The organism is Celeribacter sp. ULVN23_4, assembly GCF_054788345.1.
This window is the reverse complement of record NZ_JBTVYO010000004.1, coordinates 1-24,479: the sequence shown is the minus strand read 5'-3', so window position 1 is coordinate 24,479 and position 24,479 is coordinate 1. Positions and strand designations below refer to the sequence as shown.

The following is a 24,479-nucleotide window of genomic DNA, read 5'->3' as shown; positions in this document are numbered from 1 at the left end:
TCCGGCGGTTTACGCCGGATCGCCCAATCTTTGAATGTTTTGAACCAATTCGATGGCCATGGAGAGCGAGCGCCCCGTGGCCATCAGCATTTGCGGCAAAACCATCCATTCAAGGCTCCAAGCCGTGCCGGAGCGTTCCTGCTCATGGATCAGAGCATGATGCATTGCGCTGACTTGCGTTGCGTTGAACCGGGCCAGTGTGACCAAAAGCTCCGCCGCGACCGGGTTTTGTTTGTGCGGCATGGCGGACGATCCGCCCCCGCCGGAAATCGACACGGTTTGGATACCCTGCTGGGCCATGAGCGCAATGTCCTGCCCGATTTTCCCCAGTGATCCGGTCACAAGCGACAGGAAAGACGCATAGCCCGCAATTCCGTGTCGCATGGTTTGCCACGTCTTGTCGGTCGGCGCGAGGCTCAGCGTTTTTGCCATCTCCGCGACAACAAAATCCGCCTTGTCACCAAGCGCTTTGCGGTCGCCGGAGGCTCCGCCAATTTGTACTTTTTCGACATCCGTACGTTTCTGGTCGAGCGTCTTCAGGTGATCCGCAATCGGGAGACGCCACGCCAGAACGCGGTCCCGCACAGTCATCTCGGTCGCCGCTTGCATCCGGGTGCGGCCCATCAGGGGCGCGTCGCCGAACGTCTCTTCGACCGTTTTCAGGGCCGTTTCCAATGCCATCAGCCGTTCGGAGATCAGCTCGGAAGCTTCGCGCAAGGCGAGCACCATCGCGGTGTCGACGACATCCTGTGAGGTCGCGCCTTTGTGTACGGCGTCAGCGGGGGCGATGGCTTTCAACTGTTTCACGAGACGCGGGATCGGTACGCCGTCTTGTCCCATGCCTGTTGCAATATACGCCAGATCGATCTCTGCCGCCTCAATGGCTTTCGCAGCTTCCTCGGCCTTCGCCCCATCGAACAGGCCCGCCTTGCCGCATGCGCGCGACCAAGCCGCCTCAAACGTCAGCATATGCGTCATCTGCCGCTCAGGGGCGAGGATCAAAGCCATCTCAGGATCGCCGAAAAGACCGGACAGCCAGGGGTGGTCGAAAACGGAAAGGCTCATCGGGTTTGTCCTTATCAATAGGCAAAGGGGCGGTCATTGCCGCCCCTTATATTTGATTTCATGTAAGTTTTACAGATCGAGAAACACGGTCTCGTCTTGCCCTTGAAGGCGGATGTCGAACCGGTATTTGCCGTCTTCGATCTTCTTCGCGATCAGGGTGTTGACGCGCGGACGCTGTTCGATCCGGTTGAGAAGCGGATCATTCTCGTTCTCTTCATCCTCGAAATAAATCCGGGTGTTGAGGCCGATGTTGATGCCGCGGGCCACGACCCAAAGCGAAATATGCGGCGCGCTCTCGACGCCACCTCGGCCTTTGTACGCCCCCGGCTTCACGGTCCGAAGCGTAAACTCGCCCGTCACCGCGTCAGCCGCGAAACGGCAGTGGCCGGTGAAGGCCGGATCGGCGCCTTCCGCACCGGGGAACACGCCAGCAGCGTCGCATTGCCAGCTCTCAATGAGAGCATCGCGCAGCGCCCAACCAGTGCCGTCGAACACGGAGCCGATGATCTCGATGATCTCGCCCTTGGCTTTGCTTTCGTCATGGAAGGGCGTCGTGCCGATCTCTTCCTCGTAATAGCCGCCATTGCCCGCGTAGGTCGGCATCAGGCCGATGTGGACGTAGGGGCCAGCGGTTTGCGACGGGGTTTCTTGCAAAACGTCAAGTTTCTGGGTCATCTTACATGCCCTCCAGCTTGTTTTCGAACATGGTCTGGCGGCGACCGCGCAGCACGATGTCGAACTTATAGGCGAGGAAATCGAGCGGGCGCGATTTCGAGAAGTCGAGCGGCGCGACAAGACGGTCGAGCTGGCTGCGATCTTTGATCGTCGCGGCGATCGGGCAGTGGTCGATGAGCGGATCGCCCTCGAAATACATCTGGGTGATGAGGCGCTGGCCGAAGCTGTGTCCATAGACCGAGATGTGGATGTGCATCGGACGCCAATCATTGGCGCGGTTCGGCCAGGGATAGGCCCCCGGACGCACGGTCAGGAATTCGTAATAGCCGTTCTCATCGGTGATGGTCCGGCCGCAGCCGCCGAAATTCGGGTCGAGCGGTGCGAAATAGGTGTCTTTCTTGTGACGATAGCGCCCGCCTGCGTTGGCTTGCCAAATCTCGATCAGCGTGTTCGGCACCGGGCGGTTGTTCTCGTCCAGAAGGCGGCCATGCATCAGGATGCGCTCACCCACGGCAGGCGCCGCACCCTTTGTCCAGTTCAGGATCAGGTTGTTGTCCAAAGCGCCAAGTTTGTTGTGACCGAAAGTCGGGCCGGTCTCTTCCGACGGAGAACTTTCCATCGACAAAAGCGGCAGGTTTGGCGAGCGCGACACGGATGTTTTGTAGTCGCGGTCATAGGGCTCCGGGTGGATCGCGCGGTTGCGCGGGATCAGCGGGCCCTGATCGGTGATCAGGCTGGTCATTGGGTCTCCTCCATTTCGGCATAGGTCTGCTTGGCGAGCTTGAGCGCGTGGTTCGCTTTCGGCACCCCGGCATAGATCGCGACGTGTTGCAGCGCCTCCGCCACATCGTCTTTCGACGCACCCGTGCGCGCGGTGGCGCGGATATGCATCGGAATTTCCTCAAAATTCCCTGTCGCCGCCAAGAGCGCGATGGTCAGCATAGACCGTTCCCGGCGCGAGATTTTGTCCGAGTACCACACGGTGCCCCAGGCACCTTCGGTGATCAGGCTCTGAAACGGCAGGTCAAACTCGGTCTTCTTGGCTTCGGCCCGGTCGACATGGGCGTCGCCCAAAACTTCACGACGGGTCTTCATGCCCTGATCGAATTTCTCGCTCATTTTGCGATCCTTTCCACGAATTTCATCAATGCCTCGGTGAAGGCCTCCGGAGCCTCAATGGCGGGCAGGTGCCCGGTGTCTTCGAACATCACAAGATCGGCGCGCGGCAGATTGCGCGCGAGCGCCTCCACAACTTCCGGCGGGGTCGCCAGATCGTGCTTGCCGCCGAACACCAGCGCGGGCTGGGTGATCTCGGACAGGCGATCCGTGATGTCGGTGCCGGCAATCGCGGCGCAGGTGGCGATGTAACCGTCTTGGTCGGTGCGGGCCAAAAGTGTGCGCCACAGCGGCGCATTCGGGTTGGCGAGCATTTTCGGGCCGAACCAGCGCGGCAGAATGCCTTCGGCCATCGCCGCCATGCCATTCTCCCGAACGCCGTCAATGCGGGCATGCCAGCCCTCGGCCGCGCCGAGCATCGAGGCGGTGTTGGACAGAATCAGCCCCTGAACTTTCTCGGGGGCCATCAGGGCGATGTGCTGCGCGATCAGACCGCCGATGGAGCAGCCGACCAGAATGGCGCTGTCAAATCCGGCATCGTCCATTGCAGCGATGACGTCTTCGGCCAATTCCGGGATGCCGTAACCTGCGGGTGCGGTGTCTGAGAGGCCATGCCCGCGTTTGTCCATGCGCAGTGTGCGCCAGTCTTTCGGCAGGTGGCCGCAAACCTCGTCCCACATGCGAAGATCGGTGCCGAGTGAATTGATAAAAACCAGGGCAGGGCCGGTTCCGCCTTTATGGCGAACATGCATGGTGCCCCAGTCGCGTTTCAGTGCGTGCATTTTAGTCTCTTCCCTTTTCTTCAATGTGGCATAATTTTTACTGGCACAAAAATACAATGTGGCGCTAAATTCATAACCAAATGGATATACCTTCTGGATTGAAACTGCGCCATCTTGAGGCGTTTCTCTCTGTCGCCGAGGCTGGAACGATCTCTGCGGCGGCCCGTGCGCGGCATGTCTCTCAGCCTGCGCTGTCGAAAACCATCTCTGAACTTGAGACCCAGCTCGGCGCGCCTTTGTTCGAGCGCACCGGGCGGCGCGTGGTGCTGACGCTCGCAGGAGAGGCCTTTCGCCGACATGCTCTGTCTTCGCTGCAAAGCCTTGAGGCGGGCGTGCGCGCGATCAGCGGTGGTGGGCGCACCGATGTGGTCAAGGTAGGGGTCCTGCCAACGGTGGCAAGTGGGCTGTTCCCCACTGTCGCGCTGGAGTTCTCAGAACTGCGCCCGGAGGCGCGGATCGCCGTGATCACCGGTCCGAACCGCTATCTGATCGAGCGGATGCGCTCCGGCGGGCTTGATCTGGTGGTCGGGCGCATGGCTCCTGCACGCGATATGGCGGGGCTGTCTTTCGAGTATCTCTATGACGAAACGGTCTATCTCGTCGCGCGCAAAGGTCATCCCGCGGTGGGGGGCAGCCCGGTCGAGGCTCTGCGCCGCTATCCCGTCATCTTGCCAAACCCCGGCTCGATCATTCGCCAGCAGGTGATGCAATATCTGATCGCCTCGGGGCTTCAGGATGCGTTGTCCGTAAGGTTTGAAACCGTCGCGAGGCCTGTCGGTCTGCCGCTGGTGGAACGCTCCGACATGCTTTGGTTCATCTCACGCGGCGTGGTCGAGCGGGAGCTGTCGGAAGGGCGGCTGGCGACGCTGGATCTGGGCGTGGATTATATGAGCGGGGCGGTGGGGTTGACGCGGAAATTCGATTTCACGCGGGACAGCCCTGCGGATTTTCTCGCAACGCTGTTGCATCGGCGGGCGAAGGAGTTTTCCGCCCGCTGACGTTAGGTCTCAGACGGCTTCCAGAGCAATCGCGATGCCCTGACCGACGCCGATACACATGGTCGAGAGCGATTTTTCGCCCGGTTTCAGCTCCAGCATCGCCGTGCCGGTGATCCGCGCCCCGGACATGTCGAGCGGGTGGCCATGGCTATGCGGCGACGGCATGGGACGGAAAAGCAATTACGAGTTGGCGAAGGTGTGGAAACAAATCTCTGCAATCCTCCGGGCGAGCGAACTCCTTGCATGTAGCGTTCGTGTTTGGCGCTTTGCGGCCCAAATTTGCGGCCCCAATACCGGATGGTCTCATAGGAAACGTCGATGCCTCGTTCCAGCAGTATCTCTTCCACTTCGGGAAGGCTCTGGTTGAAACGAACGTACAGCCAGACCGCATGCGCGATGATTTCCGGCGGAACGTGGCGACGTTTGTAGCCAATGAACTGTTTCTACATCGCCCCGAACTCGTCCAGACATTGCAATGAGAAACCGCGCCATGCTTAACGTGACAGTCCCTTTCAAATTGCTGCATCAACTTCATTAGGAAATATCTCAAAGTTATACATAAGACGAATTATCAGAATCAGATTTGTAACTGGGGGCGCGCTACCTTGAACCGCGACCCTTATTAGAAACCAATGGGTTATCTAATAAGGAGATTGTGCCATGAGTGGCTCCTACAAGCAATTGAACATCGAAGAACGGCGTAAAATCGAGCGCTGGCTGAGTGCGAAAGTGCCAGTTCGCGAGATGGCGCGTGTGTTAAAGCGCTCGAAAGCGACGCTGTACCGCGAATTGAAGCGGAACTATTTTGTCGACGAGAGCCTGCCAAAATACGCGGGCTATTATGGCGCGGCGGCGCAATTGAAAGCTGATGGCCGACGTGCGCGGCAAAGAAAGCTGATCAAGCATCCAGATCTTGCCAAAGACATCGTTCAACGGCTCAAACACGACTGGACACCCGAGCAGATCGGCCACCGGATGATCCATGAGCGTGCGCCGCTACGTGTCTGTCAGGAGGCGATCTATCGCTATATTTATTCCAAAGAAGGCATGGCGCAGGAGCTTTGATGGTCTCTGCAGGAACACCGTAAGCCCTCAGCGGGGGGCCAGAAAGGCACTGTCGAGACCCCCAGCCGACGCGTCTGCAAATGGCTGCTCCGGACACGGGACCTCACGAGGAGGCCAGACCATGAGCTGAAACAACTCTGCGATCAGCTCAACAATACGCCCTGAAAATGCCTCGGCTGGAAGGCCTCCGCGGAGGTCGTCCGAGAAAGTATGCTGGCGGAGACGGGACGCCCCCCTACCCTCGGAGACGATAGGAGCCGCGCTTGACGTAGCGCTCACACCGAGGCCTTCCGAGATGAATTGCTGAAACTGGAACTGCGATGACGTATCCTTCCCACGCAATCCGGTGTAATCGAAATGAAACTCACAGGAGACGAATGTTGGCACTCGATCCTCGACATCTAAGGGTACTACTTGCAGTTGACCGCTGCGGTTCGTTCACGTCCGCCGCAGAAACGCTGGGCATGTCTCAACCTGCTGTCTCCATGGCCATCGCTCAACTCGAGGATTGGGCCGGGCTGCAGGTCGTCAGTCGCGACCGCAAAGGTGCCGTGTTGACAGATGCCGGACGCCACTTGGTGCGTCGCGCGAAAGCCATGGAAAACCTTCTCGAACAGGCACGGGCGGAACTCGATGGCTGCCGAAATGATCAGGAAGGGCCGCTGCGCGTAGCCGGGACGCCCGGCGCGCTACTGGCTCTTCTGCCGCGAATTCTCGGTGTCATCCGCGAAAGTCGAAAACCGTTTCAGGTGCAGTCATTGGAAGCGCTTGATGAACATATTTTGCCAAAATTACGTGATAGGGAAGTCGACCTCGCCCTATGTACGGGGGGGCGGCAAGCCCCTCCCGGTGACATCATAGAAGAAATTCTGGTGAGCGAACCTTTCCTCCTTCTCGCCCCGCCGCAACTTGACCTGCCGACCAGCGGGATGACAGTTGCAGAGGCTGCCGCACACCCATGGGTTTTGCCCCTTGAGGCAGGTGCGACACGCAAGCAACTTGAAGCTGTTTTCCTGAGTTCCGGCGTCAGCCTCCCACAGACCATCGTCCGCTGCGATGCGCTTGCAACGATGAAGGAATTGGTGCGTCACGCGGGTTTCTTGTCACTGCTCCCTGCCTCCGTTGCGGCGACCGAACTCGATGCGGGCCTGATCTGCTCTGTTCCTTTGCTTGACGGGCCGCCGCCACGCCAATTGGCCGTCTGGCGTTTGGCGTCGGACGACCCGTCTCCCTTGACTACAGCCTTTATTGAGGCAGCACGGCGCGCATTTCCCGATCCATAACCTCAGATTATGGTGTTGCCCGTTAATATTATTTTACCTATGTGCGAAGAAACGCCACACTTTCTTGGTCGGAGGCTGAAAGCCCGACTGAGGAGGATGTATGAACAAGAAGATGTCCCGGCGCCTAACGCCGGACACCGTTGCCCATATAACGATGGGTGGCGGTGAGCGGAGGATTTTCGCTCTGCAATCAAATATTTTTTCAAAGGCCATCGCGCATGAGCGGTGAATGGGATGTTGCCATTGTCGGATGCGGGCCTGTTGGCGCCTATGCCGCAAACCTACTTGGGCGTGCGGGTCTCAAGACGATTGTGCTGGAAAAGGACACCTCTCCCTACGCCCTGCCCCGTGCGGTACACTTTGACCATGAGATGGTGCGCCTTTTGGGGGATGCCGGGGTTCTGGCGGCCCTCGAAGACAAACTTCTGGCGGCGGACGGTCACCTCCATATCGGGGCCGATCACGGTGTCATTCGGTACCTCAGTGGCGTCGATCAATCACGTCCGTTTGGTTATGCGAATGACTACTTCTTTTACCAGCCAGAGCTTGAGAAGGTTCTTCGCGACGCCGTCGCCAGTTATGAGAATGTGACGCTCCTTCTTGGTGTCGAGGTGAACACCCTCATGGAGCAACCTAACGCGGTGTCCCTCGGATTGTCCGATGGAAGCACTGTTTCTGCCAAATGGGTGATCGGTGCGGATGGTGCGCGCAGTACGATCCGCAAGGCGCTCGGCATCACTTTGGATGACCTTGATTTTGAGGAGCCTTGGCTGGTCGTAGATGCCGAAGTCGAGGGACCGATTGTGTTTCCAGACTTTGCAGGCGTTAGCCCCGAAGCGGATCTTCAACGTCTCTCGGTAATGATGTGCGATCCGAAACGTCCCGCCACGATCGTGCCCGGCCGCGGAAAGCACAGGCGATGGGAATTCATGTTGTTGCCGAACGAAGACGATCAAATCATGGCATCGTCCGACGCCGTCGCGCAACTCGTACTGCCATGGGTTGGATCAGCCTCGCATCGAATCATCCGAGCGGCAACCTATCGCTTCCACGGACTCGTCGCCAAGTGCTGGCGCAAGGGCCGCGTCTTTCTGGCCGGAGACGCGGCGCACCAGACGCCGCCGTTCTTTGGTCAGGGCATGTGCCATGGAATGCGTGACGTCGCGAACCTCGCGTGGAAGCTCGATTTGGTCTGCAAAGCAAAGGCTCCGTCGGATCTGCTCGACACATACCAGCCAGAGCGTGACCCTCAGGTGCGCCATGTTATCGGGAAGGCAATTGAAGCGGGCAAATACATCTGCGTGTTGGATCCCGAAGTCGCCGCCGAACGTGACCGTAGGGTCCGGGCTCAGGCGGATATTCAGACTGCTGCAGAACTAATTGCCCCGATTTCTTCACCAATCGTTGGAAAAGGCGGTGGCGAAAGGTTCATAAATCCGCCTGTCGGCGACGGGGCCTCCCTGTTTGATGCTGTGACGGGCGGCGGTTGGGTTCTCCTGACGGACACCGACTTAAAACTGACGGATCGGGTTGACGTGCTGCTCAAATCTATCGGCGCGAAGATCGTTCAGGTTGAGGTGATCGGAGACTTTGAGGGGCATCTCACATCATGGCTCAAGGAGCGAGGCGTTTCGGCGGCACTCGTGCGACCGGACTTTTATGTCGCCCTGACAGCGAAGAAAGTCCCTGATCTTGAACAAGCTTTGACTGCGATGACCTCAGCGATGGGGATCGCTCCGGCTGCGGTCCGCGCATAAAGACAAACGGAGAAGAAAATGCGTTTTATCAGTTTCGAATATGAGGGACGGATGTCCTGGGGTCGTGTCGAAGGCGATCAAGTTGTAGATTTGGGGGGATTGCCCGATGCTCCTACCGATCTGAAGGCCGCGATCGCAGGCCGCGCACTGGGCCTCTCCGGGCCGGCAACGCGACTGGATCGTACCGTCGTCAATCTTCTTCCAGTCATCCCAAATCCGGGCAAAATCCTCTGCGTTGGGCATAATTACGAAAGTCACCGACAGGAAACCGGGCGTCCGAAAGTGGCCAATCCGTCGATCTTCACGCGGTTCGCAGACACACTGGTTGCAAATGGTGCGCCCGTCGTGCGTCCGGCGGTCTCCTCCGATTTTGATTTCGAAGCCGAACTTGCGGTGGTCATCGGCAAAGGTGGTCGGAATATCTCCGAAGACGACGCAATGACGCATATCGCGGGCTATGCTTGTTTCAACGATGCCTCCGTTCGGGACTGGCAGTGGCATACGGCGCAATTCACGCCCGGCAAAAACTTCCCCGGCACGGCACCCTTTGGCCCCGAACTCGTCACTCCAGATGAGATCGACAACCTTGAGGATGTCCTCGTGCAATCCCTTCTGAACGGCACGGTCATGCAGGAGGCTCCGATAGCGCACATGATCTTCCCTGTCCCGACGATCATCGCCTATGTCTCGCGGTTTACGCCCCTGTCGCCGGGCGATGTCATCGCGACCGGCACGCCGGGCGGGGTTGGGGCCAAGCGGACGCCACCGGTTTGGATGAAACCAGGAGATGAGATCGAAGTTCGGGTGTCCGGCGTCGGTAGTCTGAAAAACATCGTCGCGGAGGAAGCATGACCGATTTCCCCATTCTTGCCCTTCGCAGCGTCGAATTGCAGGTCCCCGATCTCGCGTCGGCCCATAATTTCTATTGCGACATTTGGGGGCTTGCCTCCGTTGCCCGGATCGAAGGGTGTGAATGGTTCCGCGCGTCGGGGAATGATCCCTATGTCCTTCGCTTGACCGAAGGCGACGTCGGGGTCGTGTCGATCACCTTCCGCGCGGCGGACGACACCGATCTCACCGCGTTGCGCGACCGCATGATCGCGGCTGGCGGCACCCAAGAGGGAGAGATCGCGCCGCTGGACGAGGAAGGCGGCGGAACCGGGTTTTCTGTACGCGACAGCCGCGGACGCCTCTATCGCATCGTGCAGAGTGACGCGCGGCTAGCCCCGATCTCTTGCGAAGCGATGCCGGACCGGCTGGCCCATGTGAACATCAACACGGCGGATATTGACCGAGACATCCGGTTCTTCGAAGAGGGGCTTGGCTTCCGTCTTACGGATCGCTCCGCGAAAATGGGTTTCCTGCGGACGAATGACGACCACCACGCCGTGGTGCTGGCCATGGCACCGATTGATACGCTCAACCACATCGCCTTCAACCATCAAGGCTGGGAAGATGTCATGCTGGCCTCTGGTCGAATGTGCGATGCCGGATATCCGATTGGCTGGGGTCCGGGGCGCCACGGCCCTGGGGATAACGTCTTTGTCTATTTCGTCGACCCCTTTGGGATCGTCGTAGAACATACCGCCGAAGTGCTGATCGTCGATGACAGCTATCGGGTTGGGACGCCGGACGACTGGGTCTGGCCGAAGGGTCGGGTCGATCAATGGGGTATCGCCCCCGCCAAACGCGAGGATTGCGTCCAAGCGCAGCTCGCTATCCCCTTCGTATGAAGATGGAGCGCTTGGCATCCCATGTCCGGTGTGCGGCTGAAGCATGAGTGAGATCATCCTTCATCACGGCGCCACCAGCGTCTGTTCGCAGAAAGTGCGGCTCGCTTTGGCGGAGATTGGCCTGCGCTATGAAAGCCAATTGGTCGATCTGGCCAAGGGAGAGCAATTCGCGCCCGCCTACCTTGCACTCAATCCCGAGGCTGTGGTCCCGACCCTGCTGGACGGTGATCTCGTCCTGCGCGAATCCAGTCTCATCATCTACTATCTCGACCGCCAGCATAATGCAGGCCAGTTCATGCCGCAGGATTTGAGGGCTGCGGAAGCAACTCGCCTGTGGCTGCTTCGTTGCCTCGACATCCACGCGGCGGTGAACACATTGAGCTTTGCCACAGTCATGCGGCACAGGGCTTTGGCCAATAAGACCACGCAGGAGATCGTTGACGATATCGCGCGCATGCCCGATCCCTTGGCGCGTTTGAAGCGCATGGACCTGATGGAACAGGGATGTTCCTCGCCCCATGTCGACAAGGGCCTTCGGGTCTTGGCTGGGGCTTTTCGGGACATGTCGCAAGCTCTGTCCGGGCATCAATGGCTGTCCGGGCCGGCATTCGGCCTCACCGACATTGCCCTGCTCGCCTATCTAGATCGGCTCGACCGCCTCGGATTTGCCGGGTTCTGGGGAGAACAGCCTGAGATTTCGGATTGGCTTTCTCGTATGGTGCAGCGCGACAGCTACGCCATCGCCGTCACAGGCTTTATCTCCGAGAGCGCCGCGCGCGGAATGCGGGCCGAGGGAGAACGACATTGGCCGGACCTAAAAGCGAGATGGGAGGCTCGCCCGGTCGAAGATTGAAGCACACAGAAATCATCAAGGGAGGAAAAGATGAAAATTCTGACACTTGTCACCGTCGCGTGCACGACGCTCGGTGCCGTTGCAGCCGAAGCGGAGACCCTCAAGGTCTCCACCTTCCTGCCCCCGAACCACGTCTGGAACCGGGCCATCACAGCTTGGGGTGAAGAATTGTCCGAGCTCAGCGGCGGAGAATTGGAGTTGGAGATATTTCCCGCGGGCCAGCTTGGGCCGCCCTCGCGTCAGTATGATCTTGTTCGTTCCGGTGCCACCGATTTCGCCGTGATCCTGCATAGCGCGACCCCGGGACGTTTCCCGATGACCGAGCTTGCGGGTCTGCCCCTGACCTCACCGTCCGAAGGTAGCATCAGCGCAATTTCGTCCCGTCGTCTGACCGAGCTTGCGCCGGAATATCTCGCCGCAGAACATCCTGATACGAAGATTATGTGGATGGCGGTCACCCCGCCGCTGAAGATCCATCTCGCCAAGGCAGACCCATCGGTTCTCTCGGTCTTCAAAGGCAAGCGCATCCGGTATGCGGGAGAAACCTGGCAGAAGATCATCGAAACCTTGGGGGGCTCTCCGGTGCCGGTGCCGCCTGCTGAGGCCGCGGATTCCATGAGCAAAGGCGTGGTTGACGGGGCCTGTTTCCCTTTCGAGGCCACCAAATCCTTCGATTTGGCTCCTGTGACCTCCTATTCGATGGAGCCGGGCCTGGCCGCCGCGCCCTTCGCCTTTGTCATGTCGCAGGCAAGTTATGATTCTCTGTCGCCAGACCTTCAGGCGATCATCGACGAAACGACAGGTCCGGATCGTGCTGCTTGGTTTGGTGAAATGATGGATGAAGGGGAAGCCGAAGGTCGGCAATACCTGGTCGAATCTGGGGTGGAGATCATTGGCTTGTCACAAGAGCAAATTGCTGAATTGAAGGCTGATTTTACCCCAATCGTCGTCGACGCGGTCGCGACAGTTCTCGGTGCTGGAGACGCCGAAGGATTCCTCAAAGCTTATACGGAATGAAGACCTACCGGCCCGCTTGAGGCGGGCCGGACACTCTAGGAGGACCTATGAAAGACTTGAAAGATCCTGCAAGGAATGGCCTTGCACGCATCATGCTTTGGATCGCCAGTGCTGCGCTTCTCGTTATGATGTTGATCACTGTTGCGGACGTGTTACTGCGCCGCGCTTTTGATACCGCCGTGAGAGGGGCCTATGATGTGGTCAGCACAGGGCTTCTTGTCATGGTCTTTTTCGGCCTCGCACCCGTTGTCGCGCGGGCAACTGAAATCTCAATCGACATCATTGACGCTTTACTGTCATCGAGAGCCGTTGCGTTTGCCAAGTTTCTGTCCACAATCTTGGCGTTGACAGTCTTCCTGTTCCTCGGATGGTCGATGGCCTCCCCCGCGCAGGACGCATATCGCTGGGGCGGATACTCGCTCGAGCTCGGTATGCCGGTCTGGTGGCAGTGGGTGGCAGCTTTCGTTGGCCTCGCCGGCATTATCTGGATTGCCGTCATGCGATTAATCAAAGAAGCACGTAGCCTTTCCTGTCGAGCACAGGTCCCTGCGGCAGGAGAAGACAAACAATGACCCCCTTTGCCTTGGGCATGAGCGCGATTGGTGCGCTCTTTGCCCTGCTCTTTCTGCGCCAGCCCGTCTGGGTTGCGCTCGCACTTTCCGGGATTGTGGGCAACACAATCCTGAACAATTTCGGCGTCGCCCAGCTTGTCTCGGGCACGGCCATCTTTGACACCGCATCGTCCTATAACCTGTCCGTGATCCCCTTGTTCATACTGATGGGAGAGATCGCGAGCGGATCTCGCATGTCTGCGGAACTCTTTGGTGCGGCGCGTGTCCTGCTCTCGGGGCTTCGTGGTGGCCTCGCCATTGCTTCGATCGCGGCTTCCGGGGCCTTCGGGGCGATCTGCGGTTCTTCCGTTGCCACTGCCGCAAGCATGACCCGCATCGCGATGCCAGAAATGCGCCGCGCAGGATACAGTAACGATTTCGCAGCATCTTCGGTGGCGGCAGGTGGGTCCCTAGGTATCTTGATCCCCCCGTCGATCATCCTCGTGATCTATGGCGGGGTTGCCGAACAATCCGTGGCCCGCCTCTTCGCGGCCTCAATGCTGCCTGGCCTCGTCCTCTTGTCGTTTTACATGATTATTGCCTATTGGCGCGCGCGGCGGGGTGGCCATGCGCCCGATCCGGTCAAGACAAACACGAGAGAGAAACTTCAGGCCCTGCGTGAGCCTTGGCAGTTCATTGTTCTTTTCGTGGTCACCATCGGCGGAATCTATGCGGGGTACTTCAGTCCGAACGAAGCCGCCTCTATCGGGGCTTTCGGAGCAATTCTTTTGGGTCTCGCCAAGCGGAGCCTGAAACTGCCGGATGTCTTCCGGGCTATGCAGAATGCGGTTCTGATTTCCTGCGCCCTCTTCATGATCATCGTCGGCGCTACGATCTTTTCGAACTTCATCGTTCAGACTCGTCTGCCGGATACGCTTCTCAAGCTTTCACAAGAGGCAAACCTTTCCGCCTGGACCATCATGACGATCATCGTGGTGATTTACATCGTGCTCGGATGCTTCCTCGAGGGAATTGGCATGATCCTGATCACCGTACCGGTCTTTCTTCCGATCGTAACCGGGTTCGGCTTTGATCCCATTTGGTTCGGGGTGCTCGTGGTGGTGCTTGTCGAGTTGGGACTGATTACGCCACCTGTCGGTATGAATTTGTTCATCATTCGGGCGCAGGTGGAAGATCTTACGATGCCGGCGTTGTTTCGCGGGATTCTTCCGTTCCTTCTCGCGCCTGCTGCACTCCTCGTCTTGCTGTTTGCGGCTCCGGGCCTGGCTCTTTGGCTGCCTGCAATGCTGTATTGACGTAACACGGCTGAAGCGTCCGACCTTTCAGCCGTCCATATCCCGCGAAGGCGGGGCGCATGCTGCCTTCTGATGTTGCACCGCGTTCGACCAAAAGCCATGAAACAGGCTTTTTGGTCGAACGATTTAATCGATCAAACAAAGCTGTTATCGGGATCAATCATCTTGATTTCGTCGGGATCCAATTGAAACCCACGGCCATGAGAGATTTTACGTGCCTCAAAGCGGCGCTCACGGGCTCTTCTTACGGAACGTGTGCGCGCCGGGTGATCCCGGCTGTGATCGATTTTGTCGTTGCTATTACATATCTTGGTCGCCGCCTAAAGTCGCCATAATCCAACGGTCTACTTTCCGGGCAAAGCCGTCTTGCTCGTAGCGCTTGCCGGCCCAAAATGAAATGCATCTCAACGATTGCCGAAAAGAGGCTGGGGGGCGCAGCAAGCACTGGCCAAGGCGCGATCCTACAATTGGAAATCCATCAACATAAAGGACTGGCTTGAGCGGGCTGAGTGAAAGTGGACACTTGCTATGTGCCTATTCGATGATCGCACTTAAACACGGCTGTGCCGAAGCCGAATGTATTTATTGAGCAATCTGCCGAGAAGGCGCGGCCCAAAATGAACTCACATCCAGAACAAGAGATTTGTGTTTGATAACAGTTCGATAGGATCACTTTCTCTCGTATCGGCTGACACGATAAGGTGAGCTGTCGACGCATGTTTCCTTCCCTATAGCCAGCTCGGCCACAAGTTGCCCTGCGGCCGGTCCCGTACCGAAGCCATGCCCGGACATACCTGTCGCAATTGTGAGGCCCGGAAATTGCTCGATTTGGTCGATCACCGGATGTGAATCCGGCGTGATGTCCATGGTTCCGGCCCAGGATTCTGCGATTTGCGCCTCTTTGAATACCGGCCAAACTTTACGCAGATTGTCGAGCGCTTGGGCGTTGATCTTTTCGTTGCTCGCCGGATCCATGACCCGGATCTTTTCAAAGGGTGAAACCTCGGTCGGTTTCCAGTGTCGTGCCAATTTCAAATCTTCGATCAACGGCCCCGGAAAGACTGGTCGGATCATCTTGTACGTCTGTTTGAGCATCGGGAGGTAGCGCATCCCAATCATCGCATGATCGCGCACGAGAGGGGCCCCAAGTGCAGCACGATGGGTCATCACATAGCCGCCGCTTTGATGTTTGCGAAAAGAGAAATTCGGGGCGCCTACAGCGATGTCCGTTGGGCCCTCGAGGGGCGTGGTCAAAAGCGCATAGCAGATCAGGGGCAAGGTGGGCAAAGCAATGCCCATGTTGCCCAAGAAGCGGCGCGACCACAGCCCCCCTGCGAGGATCACGGTGTCGCTTGAGATCGTGCCCTTCTCCGTCACCACGCCGCTGACACGCCCGGCCTGTGTCTCAAGGCTGCGTACAGCGCAATTCTCGACAATGGTCACGCCTTTCGCTATTGCCGCGCGGGCAATGGCACTCGTTGCCAGGGTTGGTTCGGCATAGCCGTCGGACGGGGTATAGACCCCACCAATCCAGGCCCCCGTGCTGCCCGGCACCAGTTTGGCGATCTCCGAGGGCAACAACATCCGGCTGTCGAGACCAAACCCCTGCACACTATCGTACCAGCCTCGATACATCTCCATATCCGTGTCGTTGTCCGCTACGAACATGATGCCGTTGCGTTTGTATCCGACGTCTTGTCCGGTGCGTTCGGCCATTCCGGCCCAGAGCCGGTCTGCCACCTGGGCCAGCGGGATGTCCGCCGCCCCTCGTGAGGTTTTGCGCACCCATCCGAGATTGCGCGAGGACTGCTCCGCCGCGATCCGGCCCTTTTCGAGCACCGTCACCGGGATGCCGTGTTCGGCCAGTGTCAAAGCTGCGGACAGGCCCACGATGCCCCCCCCGATCACAACCACAGGTGCGGAGCTCGGCACTGTTTCATGCGTGGTCACGGGGGCGATTTTGGGGGCCATGATGAAATTCCTTTTGAATGACTCTCAAAGAGAGACAGTGATGCGGTCGGTTTCGGCCTTGGACGCGCCGCGAAATGCGGTGACCTCAATCTCGACCTTGTACTGTGCGGAGCCGAGCGGCGGGTTGGTCACCGTCGTGGTCGGGTCGATGCCCCGGAATTTCTCTCCAAAAATGCCCATCACTGCCGGGGTGTCTGCCGGATTTTGGATAAAGACGCGGGTGGATACGACATCTTCAAGCCCGGAGCCGACCGCGTTCAGCGCACGGGTGATATTGGCAAAGACCTGTTCGGTCTGCTCGGCTAGGTCTTCGGGGATCTCTTTGGTCTCCGGGTTCCGCCCCGCTGTATTGGATACGAAAATCCAATTGTCTACTGCGACAATACGGGAGTAGCTGCTCAGCTCTTCGAGCTTTGCGCCAGTTTTGACTTTGGTGATTTTGGTCATTGGTTCTTCCGTTCAGAATAAAATGCGCGCGTCGGCAAGGGAGGACCGACGCGCGCCGGCAGGTGTCAGCGCAGCGCAGGTTCATCCCAAAGGTTGAGCTTCGTGCCGATGCCTTTTTCGAGCGCATTTCGATAAATCACCGTGCCCCAGGCAACGTCTTCGACCGGCATGCCGCCGACAGAGAGGATAATGATTTCCTCGTCGTTCTGACGGCCGGGGGTCGCGCCCGCGCAGATGTCGCCGAGATCCGCAAGCTCAGAGCGATCCATGGAGCCTTCCTCGATCATATCGAGGAATTTCACACCGATGACGGGCACATGGACATGGGCCGGTTTCGGCAATTCGTCGAACCAGGCCTCATAGAGGCCGATGTTGTCGCAGACTTTGCGGACGTCTTTGGATTTCATGCCCTCGTCGATGTCGCAGGAGGCGGGCATCGACAGGAAGGCACCGGGTTTGAGCCACTCGCGTTTGACCATCGGGTATTTCGACACATCGCCGGTTTCGCCCGAGGCGCAATAGGTGATGATGTCGGAACCGCGCACGAGGGTCTCCAGCTCCTTAACGATCTCGATGCTCGTGATTTGCGGATAGGTCTCTTTGATCCAGGCCACAAAATTGTCGATCGAGCCTTGGCTCCGGCCCAAAAGTTTGAGCGTGTCGATCTTTGGACAGGTTGCCATGAAGGCGGAGGTTGAGGTCTTACCCATCACGCCCGGCCCTTGCACGGCGAGCACCTTGCTGTCCCGGCGCGCCAGATGACGGGCGCCGACGCCGGGCACCGCGCCTGTGCGATAGGCCGACAGGAGATTGGCGGACATATAGGCCAGGGGTGCCGCCGTATCGGCATCATTGAGCGTGAACATCAGGATCGAGCGCGGCAGGCCCTTTTCGCGGTTGGCGATATTGGAACCATACCACTTTACGCCAGCAGTGCAGTATCGGCCGCCCAGATAGGCCGGCATCGCCATGAACCGGCGGTCGGCGGTGGGTTTTGGCATGGTGGCGAAAGGGCTGTTTTCCGGAAACATGATCATCGCGCCGTGGCTGTCGTTGTTCGCGCCCGCCATGCGGTAATCCCCGGAATGCAACAGTTTAAACATATCTTCCATCGTGTCGACGCAAGCGGCCATATCAGTGACGCCAGCTTTGATCATGTCTTGTTCGTTGAGATAAATGAAATCGATCTGGGGCAGCGTGCTCATCGCCTCGGTCCTTTCGCGGGTCACAGTATGCCCCAAGTAACCGGACTTTCGGCAGGAATGCCCATTGCCGAAAGTGCCATATTTCCGATATTTTGCGCCAGACATCAAGGCAAGCGTTCTTATTTCGGATGTTTTTTTGGCAAATGTGCCCACGCAAGCACCGTAATGCCTCGCGCCCTCCTCCCCTCCCTAGGGATCAGCTGCGAGCTGCGGCCTTGATCGCGCTTGGCGTTAGTTCCGACCAGCGTTTGTGCGCGCGCCAAAACGCCGTGCCGTCGGCATAGCCCAAAGCGCTGGCGATTTTCCCCACAGGGATCGTGCCCTCTGACAAAAGCTCCATGGCCCGTTCGCGACGGATTTCATCAAGCAATTCACGCAGGCTTGTTCCCTCTTCCGAAAGTTTGCGCTGCAAATTGCGCGGCGAATGCCCCAGCGTTTCTGCAACGCGTTCAACGGAAATTGGTCGCAAACCGAGCGAGGAGGAAATCACCGAGCAGACCGCACCGCTGAGGTTAGATTGCCGAGGGGCCGTTTGGATCAGATCGTTGATGTGGCGCTCCAGCATGGCAACCAGCGCAGAATCCTCCACCCGATACTGTTCAAGAAGTGGCCCACGGTCCATCACGAGACGGTTCGTGGCCTGCCCATAAGAAATGGGACAGCCGAAATATTGCCGCAAAAACGTGTCGTTTCCCGGCGAAGCATGTTCGAAATGCACCTGCTGCGGCGACCAGCGGCTCAGGAAATTGTCGCGGATGACCTGCACCGTTGCGACAAGTGAAAATTCCACATCCTGACGGCGCGGCCAAATGCGGCGGTCGCGAATTTGATAGGTCCACAAAAGATCTTCGCCATTCTCCATGAAGACGATTTCAGTGCCAGTCTGGACAGCATCCCCTGATCGCGTGATCCGATCAAGTCCGACATAGATAGAGCGGGACAACGACATGAGCACCCCCATAGGCCCAAGATCACCCGCACGAATGTCCGCCCCGATCCTGGCTCCGATATGGGGGTCGCCTGACATCTCGGCGGCACTTTCGAGAAAGCCGACATATTCGCGCATCGACAGATGCGTATACGGGTCCTTCAATATATCAAGGCTAATTCCATGTCTGGAGAGCAACGGTTGAATCGAAACGCCGCGTGCGATCATGTGATCGAGCACCGCTCCGAGAAGCGTGCTGCGGATCGCTGCATAGCCGTGCGTTTCTTCCGCCATTTGACTGTTTTTCCATCTCATTGCAAATTCGATATGCGCAAATTATCGGAAATTTGGCACAAAATGCAATGGCGGATTGGCTGTGTCTTGTCATTCTAACGTCATGCTGACCCAAACCGTTCTGCAGGGGGGCTGCGCGCAAGCCTGGGATCAGTGTTTCATAAAAAAACCGACGACACGTCGCAGTTCGTCCGACAGGAGATCATTATGACATCGCTACTTAAGCTCGGTACCGTCGCCGTACTGGCCGCCCTGCCGCTTGCCGCCTCAGCAGACTATCCCGAGAAACCCGTCGAATTCATCGTCCCCTTTCCGCCAGGCGATCTCGAAGACATTCTGACTCGGATGATCGCAGACGAATTCCAAGCCACCTACGGCGTACCCGCAGCCGTGGTGAATAAACCCGGCGGTGGTGGTGGCCCGTTCCCTGGCGCGGTCGAGGTGGCTTTGGCCCCTGCTGATGGCTACACTGTCGGGTCTTTTGTGATCGACGTGCCTCTGGTGGGACCGCATATCGGCATTCCGCCGCTTGAGGGCACACCGTTCGAACCGGTCGGCATTTTCGTGACCTATCCGTTTGTGATTGCAGCCAAAGCCGACGCGCCCTACAGCACACTCGAAGAGCTGGCGATATATGCCAAGGATAACGACGTGACGCTCGGGCACTTCGGCGATGTCACTACGCCTGCGCGCCACACTTTTGCCCTCGCCAAAACGCTGGGCTTTGAGTTCGCCTCCAACGCCGCATTCGACGCGCTCGACTGCAACACGCTCGCTTCTGGCGATGCTGATGTCATCAACACCACGCTGCAACTGGTGATGCCCTGCATTGACGATCTGAACTTTCTCGCGTCTGTGACCGAAGAGCGAATTTCGATCCTGTCGGACGTGCCCACCGTTGGCGAGGTGGTGCCGGAGCTGAATCTCTCGACCTGGAACGGTCTTTTCCTCAAAACCGGTACACCTGAGGATGTCCGCGAGAAGCTTTCTGTCGTGGCGGAAAAGGTGATGCAATCGGATGAGGCCAAGGAGCTTGCGGCGCAAACCGGCGCGCTGATCTATTGGAAAGATGCAGCGACCTCCGAAGCGCAAATGACTGAGGATACCGAAACCCTTGGGCGGATCGGCGCGGCAATCGACTGAGCGCAATCTGCAACAACAGGCGGGCGGGTCCTGTCCCCGCCCGACAAAGAGCCCGCAACGTGCACAAGAAGAACTCACAGGCCATGTTCCGATCCCTCACCACCCATCTGCGACGAGACAGGCGCCCGGGCGACCTGGTCTTCGCCATCGCTTTCATGATCTTCGCCCTGACGACGCTGTTCCTCCTGCCGGTTCAGACCCGCTGGGTCGAGAAGACGGTGCTCTTCGCGCAGCCCGCCTTTTGGCCCGGCGTTGGTGTCTTTATGATGGTGGGCTTCGGCGCAGTGCATTTGTTGAGTTCCGTCGTCTCGGTCCGTCAGGAGGGGCGCGGTGTCGAGATGCTCTATTGGTTGCGGTCCCTGGAATTTGTCGCGTGGTTTCTCGCCTATGTCGCACTCGTACCTCTTTTGGGGTATTTGCCGGCAACCATCGTCTTTGCGCTGCTCCTGACACTGCGGCTCGGCTATCGCAGCCCTCAGAGCTTGGCCCTTGCTGCGCTCTTCGGCTTTGCCGTGGTCTTGGTGTTTAAAGCGGGGCTTCAGGTCAAAGTGCCCGCAGGCGCGCTCTACGCCTATCTCCCCGAGAGCATTCGCACCTTTGTGATGGTTAATTTCTAAAGGCACGCCACGATGGACGTATTGATTTCCGGCTTTCACATGCTGATGAGCCTCGATATTTTTTTGGCGCTTTTGATCGGATCGATTGGCGGTGTGATCATCGGAGCGATCCCTGGCGTCGGCCCTGCGGTCGCCATCGCGATCCTCTTGCCCGCAACCTTTGCCCTGCCGCCCCTGACGGGCCTCGTGATGCTTCTGGGCATCTACGGATCGTCGATGTTTGGCGGATCGCTTCCAGCCGTTCTGATCAATACGCCCGGCACCGCCGTGAACGCGCTAACCACCTATGATGGCTACCCAATGACCCAGCGTGGCGAGGCCGCGAAAGCGCTCGGACTCGCCTATGGTGCCTCGTTCTTTAGTGGCGTCCTCTCGATCATCGCGCTGATCGTGCTGGCCCCCGTGCTGGCGAAAATCGCACCGATGTTCGGGGCGCGGGAAATCTTTCTGGCTGCCCTCCTTGGCATCGTGCTCGTCATCGTCGCCCACCGCGGCCAAGTGGCCGCAGCCGGCATGATGGTCGGACTCGGCATTCTCCTGCAATCCGTGGGGATGGAACCGGTCAAATATACCATGCGTTTCACCTTCGGTCAGGGCTGGCTTACCTCGGGTCTCGATCTGATCGTTGTCGTGCTCGGGCTTTTCGCGATTTCTCAGGCTCTTGCGCTCCTTGTCGATGCTGAAAACGCGCCGGACACCGCGCCGATCAAAGGGCGAATGGGCGAGGAAATGCTGGGCGTCTTGCGGCACAAACGTGTGGCCGCCAGCGGCACGATGTTCGGCGTTCTGATGGGCATGATCCCCGGTGTAGGCGAATTCACTGCGCAATTCATGAGCTACAGCCTTGCCCAAAAGCGTTCGAAATCCCCCGAGATGTTCGGCAAAGGCTCCGAGGAGGGGCTGATTGCTTCCGAAAGCGCCAACAACGCCGTACCTGCCGCCGCGATGATCCCGCTTTTAGCCCTGGGCATACCGGGCGAGGCGCTGACCGCGATGATGCTCTCGGTGTTCTATGTGCACAATGTGGTGCCCGGACCGGCGCTCTTTCGCGGCCATATGGATTTCATCTATGCGCTCTACATCGCGCTTTTGGCGCTCAACGTCATCGTCATCCTGTTCATGCTGATCTCGTCCAACTGGTTGATCCGCCTGATCCGCATTCCGACACGTTTCCTCGGCATGATGATCCTCACCCTGAGCTTCGTCGGCGTTTACAGCCTCCGCAACTCGGCGGTGGACTGTGCCATCGCGGCCGGGTTCGGCGTCTTCGGCCTCATCCTCAAACGTCTGAATCTCCCAACCGTACCGATCATTTTGGGCATGGTTCTGGGCGGCATCATGGAAGTTAAATTGCGTGCAGCTATGGCCCGCGTCGACAGCCCGCTCGACTTCGTGAACAGACCCATATCCGCGCTCATCGCACTCGTTATTCTCGGGATCATTCTTTCGCATATCGTCCCGCCACTTCTCAAACGTCGGCCCAGACATAGTTCTTGAGCGGAACGATGTCTTAAATGCCTCTCCCTCGTCAGGGCGCTCTCATTTACACTGCATCTCATTCGCGCTTTGAGTGGTGAATAGACATGAGAACACCGCCGCCAATTTCTTGACGGCGGTGTTCCTTTGTAGAGCGTTCCGTTTGGCCTCAGGCGAGAATAAAATCGAAAGCAGCAGTCCATTGGTTCGTGCCTTCGCCAATGGTCTCGCGTGAAAATTCGACGATCAGCGGTTCCTTGACGCCGAAGACGGTGTCATCGGAAATATAGGCGTCGCCTGCAACGAAGATGTGGGTGATCAGGGGCTTGAAACCCTCCGCCATGACGCGGAAATGGGTGTGCGCCGGGCGATAAGGATGGCGTCCGATCTGGCGCAGCATCTTGCCAACCGGCCCGTCATCGGGAATTGGATAGGCCACCGGTTTGATGCCGTAGAACCAATAGCGGCCATCGGCACCGGTTCTGAACACGCCGCGATTGTTCCACTTGGGCTGAATATCGGGCTGCTGCACGTCGTAAAACCCTTCTGCATTGTCCGACCAGACATCGACCACAGCCCCTTCGATCGGACGACCTTCGAGGTCGAGAACCCGCCCTTCGAACAAACAGCGCTCGCCCTTTCCATCCAGGGAAATATCCGAGCCCATCGGACGTTCCGGCGCCCCTTCGACGTGGAATGGCCCGAAAACGGTCGAGGGCGTGGCCCCCGCAGGTTTTCGGTTCTGAATGGCATCCACCAGCATAGACACGCCCAAAACATCAGACAGCAGGATGTATTCTTGGCGTTCTTCGGAACAGATTTGACCTGTGGCCGTTAAAAACTCGATGGCAACGGCCCATTCCTCTTCTGTCAGTTCCACATCTTTTACGAAGGCATGCAAATGCTGTACAAGCGAGCGCATCACGTCTGCAAACCGCTCCGGGGCATCCGCACCAATACGTCCGTTGACAACCTCAACGGATTTACGTTCCTCAAAATAGGCATTCATTTGGGGTCTCCTCCTTCAAACAACACCAATTACGATTGCGGGGGGTCTCCGCGCCACGCCCGCGTTAGCATGTCTCTCAGCGCAGCTTCCTCGAGTGGCCTGGGATTGGCGTAGGGGTTTTTCAAAGCCATCTGCGCGGCCGTTGTGATCCCATCTTCCGGCATGCCCAGGTCTGCCAGAGCGCGCGGCGCACCAAGACTCCTGGACAATTCATAGAGTGTCACGGCGGGATCCGACCCGAGCACATCTTGCAAGCGAACCATGACCGGCGCGATGGCGGGCGCGTTATACGCAAGGGAATGTGGCAGCATGACGGTATGCGTTTCCGCATGTGGCAGATCGAAACTGCCGCCCAGCGTGTGGCAAATCTTGTGATGCAAGGACATGGCTGCGGAGTCGAGGCACAGACCACAGAGCCATGATCCGTAAAAAAGATCGCCCCGAACACCCATATCCGTTGGAGCATCCGCCAGCTTTGGAAGTGCGTTGGTTAAAACCTTGATAGCCTCCAGCGCCATGAGGTCCGTAATAGGATTTGCGTCTGATGCATAGAGCGCCTCTACGGCATGGGCTAAGGCATTCATGCCCGATAGGCCGGACATGCCAAGCGGCAACCCCAGCGTCAACTCGACATCGTAAATCACCGTATCGGGACGAATTTCAGGCGCACGGCGGGTCGTCTTCACGCCCGCTTCCGTCTCGCCGAGGATATCTGTCATCTCGGAACCGGAATATGTCGTCGGCAGGCTGACATGCGCCAGCCCTTGACGCACGGCCAGCGCCTTTCCCAAACCAATAGTCGATCCGCCGCCGATGGACACGACCCCGTCGGCACCGCATTTTTTCAGGTGGTCGAGAGCCGAATGAGTCACGTCGACGGGCGTATGCATGGCGGCGCCCGAAAATACCGTCCAGTCCCGGTTCTCAAGGCCTTCGGACAAAAGCTCGACGGCATCGGCCTGTTGAGGTGTCGTGAGTATGAGCGGATGTGTGATCCCCAAACGATCCAGTTCATCGCCAAGCGCCTTGCGGGCACCGGGAGCGAACAGAATGTGGCGCGCATGAGAGAGATAAGTGAAGTTTTTCATCGTGAAGCCTTTGAAAGAAGCTTGTGTCACTCTGAGAGTGACGGCTAAAGGCGGGCCTCTTGCCGGATGGCCCGCCGCACAGCCCGGGTT

At 58.3% G+C, this 24,479-nt stretch carries 24 protein-coding genes and 3 pseudogenes; 14 read left to right on the top strand and 13 right to left on the bottom strand.

Annotated elements, in window-relative coordinates; all coding sequences use genetic code 11:
* Window positions 1-9: 9 nt before the first annotated feature.
* The 5 genes from ACYBHZ_RS10815 to pcaD all read right to left on the bottom strand — a co-directional run bounded on the left by ACYBHZ_RS10815 (window position 10) and on the right by pcaD (window position 3,638).
* Window positions 10-1,065: a 3-carboxy-cis,cis-muconate cycloisomerase gene (locus ACYBHZ_RS10815; protein WP_460274293.1), complete on the bottom strand. Its 1,056-nt coding sequence runs from the start codon at window positions 1,063-1,065 to the stop codon at window positions 10-12.
* A gap of 69 nt (window positions 1,066-1,134) precedes the next feature.
* Window positions 1,135-1,740: a protocatechuate 3,4-dioxygenase subunit alpha gene (gene pcaG, locus ACYBHZ_RS10810; protein ID WP_460274292.1), complete on the bottom strand. Its 606-nt coding sequence runs from the start codon at window positions 1,738-1,740 to the stop codon at window positions 1,135-1,137.
* Window position 1,741: 1 nt separating this feature from the next.
* The gene (gene pcaH / locus ACYBHZ_RS10805) at window positions 1,742-2,482 is read right to left on the bottom strand and encodes a protocatechuate 3,4-dioxygenase subunit beta (RefSeq protein WP_460274291.1); all 741 of its coding nucleotides are present in this window, start codon (window positions 2,480-2,482) and stop codon (window positions 1,742-1,744) included.
* A complete protein-coding gene (gene pcaC / locus ACYBHZ_RS10800; protein ID WP_460274290.1) occupies window positions 2,479-2,859 on the bottom strand; it encodes a 4-carboxymuconolactone decarboxylase in 381 nt (126 codons plus the stop codon). The genes pcaH and pcaC overlap by 4 nt, the downstream gene beginning before the upstream one ends.
* Complete coding sequence (gene pcaD / locus ACYBHZ_RS10795; RefSeq protein ID WP_460274289.1) at window positions 2,856-3,638, bottom strand: 3-oxoadipate enol-lactonase; 783 nt, start codon at window positions 3,636-3,638, stop codon at window positions 2,856-2,858. Before pcaD ends, pcaC begins: the two co-directional genes overlap by 4 nt.
* A gap of 80 nt (window positions 3,639-3,718) precedes the next feature.
* Here pcaD and ACYBHZ_RS10790 point away from each other — a divergent pair, with 80 nt between their 5' ends.
* Window positions 3,719-4,636 carry a LysR substrate-binding domain-containing protein gene (locus ACYBHZ_RS10790; RefSeq protein ID WP_460274288.1) on the top strand — a complete coding sequence of 306 codons (918 nt, stop codon included), beginning with the start codon at window positions 3,719-3,721 and terminating at the stop codon, window positions 4,634-4,636.
* A 9-nt stretch (window positions 4,637-4,645) separates the two neighbouring features.
* Here ACYBHZ_RS10790 and ACYBHZ_RS10785 read toward each other — a convergent pair.
* Both ACYBHZ_RS10785 and ACYBHZ_RS10780 read right to left on the bottom strand, forming a co-directional pair.
* A pseudogene (locus ACYBHZ_RS10785) lies at window positions 4,646-4,780 on the bottom strand (3-oxoadipyl-CoA thiolase); the annotation flags it as partial.
* Between the two features lie 128 nt (window positions 4,781-4,908).
* Window positions 4,909-5,070, bottom strand: a pseudogene (locus tag ACYBHZ_RS10780) (IS6 family transposase); the annotation flags it as partial.
* 226 nt (window positions 5,071-5,296) lie between these two features.
* Between ACYBHZ_RS10780 and ACYBHZ_RS10775 the strand changes: the two are divergent.
* The 10 genes and pseudogenes from ACYBHZ_RS10775 (at window position 5,297) to ACYBHZ_RS10730 (ending at window position 14,546) form a co-directional block, all read left to right on the top strand.
* Window positions 5,297-5,955, top strand: a pseudogene (locus ACYBHZ_RS10775) (transposase).
* 123 nt (window positions 5,956-6,078) lie between these two features.
* Window positions 6,079-6,984 carry a LysR family transcriptional regulator gene (locus ACYBHZ_RS10770; protein WP_460274287.1) on the top strand — a complete coding sequence of 302 codons (906 nt, stop codon included), beginning with the start codon at window positions 6,079-6,081 and terminating at the stop codon, window positions 6,982-6,984.
* Between the two features lie 218 nt (window positions 6,985-7,202).
* Window positions 7,203-8,741 carry a bifunctional 3-(3-hydroxy-phenyl)propionate/3-hydroxycinnamic acid hydroxylase gene (locus ACYBHZ_RS10765; RefSeq protein WP_460274286.1) on the top strand — a complete coding sequence of 513 codons (1,539 nt, stop codon included), beginning with the start codon at window positions 7,203-7,205 and terminating at the stop codon, window positions 8,739-8,741.
* An 18-nt stretch (window positions 8,742-8,759) separates the two neighbouring features.
* Window positions 8,760-9,593, top strand: a complete 834-nt coding sequence (locus ACYBHZ_RS10760) for a fumarylacetoacetate hydrolase family protein (protein WP_460274285.1) — start codon at window positions 8,760-8,762, stop codon at window positions 9,591-9,593.
* A complete protein-coding gene (locus tag ACYBHZ_RS10755; protein ID WP_460274284.1) occupies window positions 9,590-10,474 on the top strand; it encodes a VOC family protein in 885 nt (294 codons plus the stop codon). Before ACYBHZ_RS10760 ends, ACYBHZ_RS10755 begins: the two co-directional genes overlap by 4 nt.
* 43 nt (window positions 10,475-10,517) lie before the next feature.
* Complete coding sequence (locus ACYBHZ_RS10750; RefSeq protein ID WP_460274283.1) at window positions 10,518-11,327, top strand: glutathione S-transferase family protein; 810 nt, start codon at window positions 10,518-10,520, stop codon at window positions 11,325-11,327.
* A gap of 30 nt (window positions 11,328-11,357) precedes the next feature.
* The gene (locus ACYBHZ_RS10745) at window positions 11,358-12,344 is read left to right on the top strand and encodes a TRAP transporter substrate-binding protein (protein ID WP_460274282.1); all 987 of its coding nucleotides are present in this window, start codon (window positions 11,358-11,360) and stop codon (window positions 12,342-12,344) included.
* A gap of 47 nt (window positions 12,345-12,391) precedes the next feature.
* On the top strand, window positions 12,392-12,916 hold the full coding sequence (locus ACYBHZ_RS10740; RefSeq protein ID WP_460274281.1) for a TRAP transporter small permease: 525 nt from the start codon (window positions 12,392-12,394) through the stop codon (window positions 12,914-12,916).
* The gene (locus tag ACYBHZ_RS10735) at window positions 12,913-14,211 is read left to right on the top strand and encodes a TRAP transporter large permease (RefSeq protein ID WP_460274280.1); all 1,299 of its coding nucleotides are present in this window, start codon (window positions 12,913-12,915) and stop codon (window positions 14,209-14,211) included. Before ACYBHZ_RS10740 ends, ACYBHZ_RS10735 begins: the two co-directional genes overlap by 4 nt.
* A gap of 59 nt (window positions 14,212-14,270) precedes the next feature.
* A complete protein-coding gene (locus tag ACYBHZ_RS10730) occupies window positions 14,271-14,546 on the top strand; it encodes a hypothetical protein (protein WP_460274279.1) in 276 nt (91 codons plus the stop codon).
* A gap of 334 nt (window positions 14,547-14,880) precedes the next feature.
* Here ACYBHZ_RS10730 and ACYBHZ_RS10725 read toward each other — a convergent pair whose 3' ends face one another.
* From ACYBHZ_RS10725 to ACYBHZ_RS10710, 4 genes are all read right to left on the bottom strand, one after another.
* Complete coding sequence (locus ACYBHZ_RS10725; RefSeq protein WP_460274278.1) at window positions 14,881-16,182, bottom strand: NAD(P)/FAD-dependent oxidoreductase; 1,302 nt, start codon at window positions 16,180-16,182, stop codon at window positions 14,881-14,883.
* A 24-nt stretch (window positions 16,183-16,206) separates the two neighbouring features.
* Window positions 16,207-16,629 (bottom strand): RidA family protein, encoded by a 423-nt coding sequence (locus ACYBHZ_RS10720; RefSeq protein ID WP_460274277.1) that lies wholly within the window; start codon window positions 16,627-16,629, stop codon window positions 16,207-16,209.
* 65 nt (window positions 16,630-16,694) lie between these two features.
* The gene (locus tag ACYBHZ_RS10715; protein WP_460274276.1) at window positions 16,695-17,834 is read right to left on the bottom strand and encodes a tyramine oxidase subunit B; all 1,140 of its coding nucleotides are present in this window, start codon (window positions 17,832-17,834) and stop codon (window positions 16,695-16,697) included.
* 196 nt (window positions 17,835-18,030) lie between these two features.
* Entirely contained in the window at window positions 18,031-19,056 is a 1,026-nt protein-coding gene (locus tag ACYBHZ_RS10710; RefSeq protein ID WP_460274275.1) for an AraC family transcriptional regulator, read from the bottom strand.
* A 207-nt stretch (window positions 19,057-19,263) separates the two neighbouring features.
* On the opposite strand from ACYBHZ_RS10710, the gene ACYBHZ_RS10705 reads away from it, so the two are divergent.
* Genes ACYBHZ_RS10705 through ACYBHZ_RS10695 form a run of 3 tightly spaced genes read left to right on the top strand, consistent with a single transcriptional unit; the run spans window position 19,264 to window position 22,313 of the window.
* Window positions 19,264-20,199, top strand: coding sequence for a tripartite tricarboxylate transporter substrate binding protein (locus ACYBHZ_RS10705; protein WP_460274274.1), 936 nt, complete (start codon window positions 19,264-19,266; stop codon window positions 20,197-20,199).
* 59 nt (window positions 20,200-20,258) lie between these two features.
* Window positions 20,259-20,816 (top strand): tripartite tricarboxylate transporter TctB family protein, encoded by a 558-nt coding sequence (locus ACYBHZ_RS10700; RefSeq protein ID WP_460274273.1) that lies wholly within the window; start codon window positions 20,259-20,261, stop codon window positions 20,814-20,816.
* Between the two features lie 12 nt (window positions 20,817-20,828).
* Window positions 20,829-22,313 carry a tripartite tricarboxylate transporter permease gene (locus tag ACYBHZ_RS10695; RefSeq protein ID WP_460274272.1) on the top strand — a complete coding sequence of 495 codons (1,485 nt, stop codon included), beginning with the start codon at window positions 20,829-20,831 and terminating at the stop codon, window positions 22,311-22,313.
* Window positions 22,314-22,461: 148 nt separating this feature from the next.
* Here ACYBHZ_RS10695 and ACYBHZ_RS10690 read toward each other — a convergent pair whose 3' ends face one another.
* Complete coding sequence (locus ACYBHZ_RS10690) at window positions 22,462-23,301, bottom strand: intradiol ring-cleavage dioxygenase (protein ID WP_460274271.1); 840 nt, start codon at window positions 23,299-23,301, stop codon at window positions 22,462-22,464.
* Between the two features lie 29 nt (window positions 23,302-23,330).
* Window positions 23,331-24,389, bottom strand: coding sequence for a maleylacetate reductase (locus ACYBHZ_RS10685; protein ID WP_460274270.1), 1,059 nt, complete (start codon window positions 24,387-24,389; stop codon window positions 23,331-23,333).
* Window positions 24,390-24,479 lie beyond the last annotated feature (90 nt).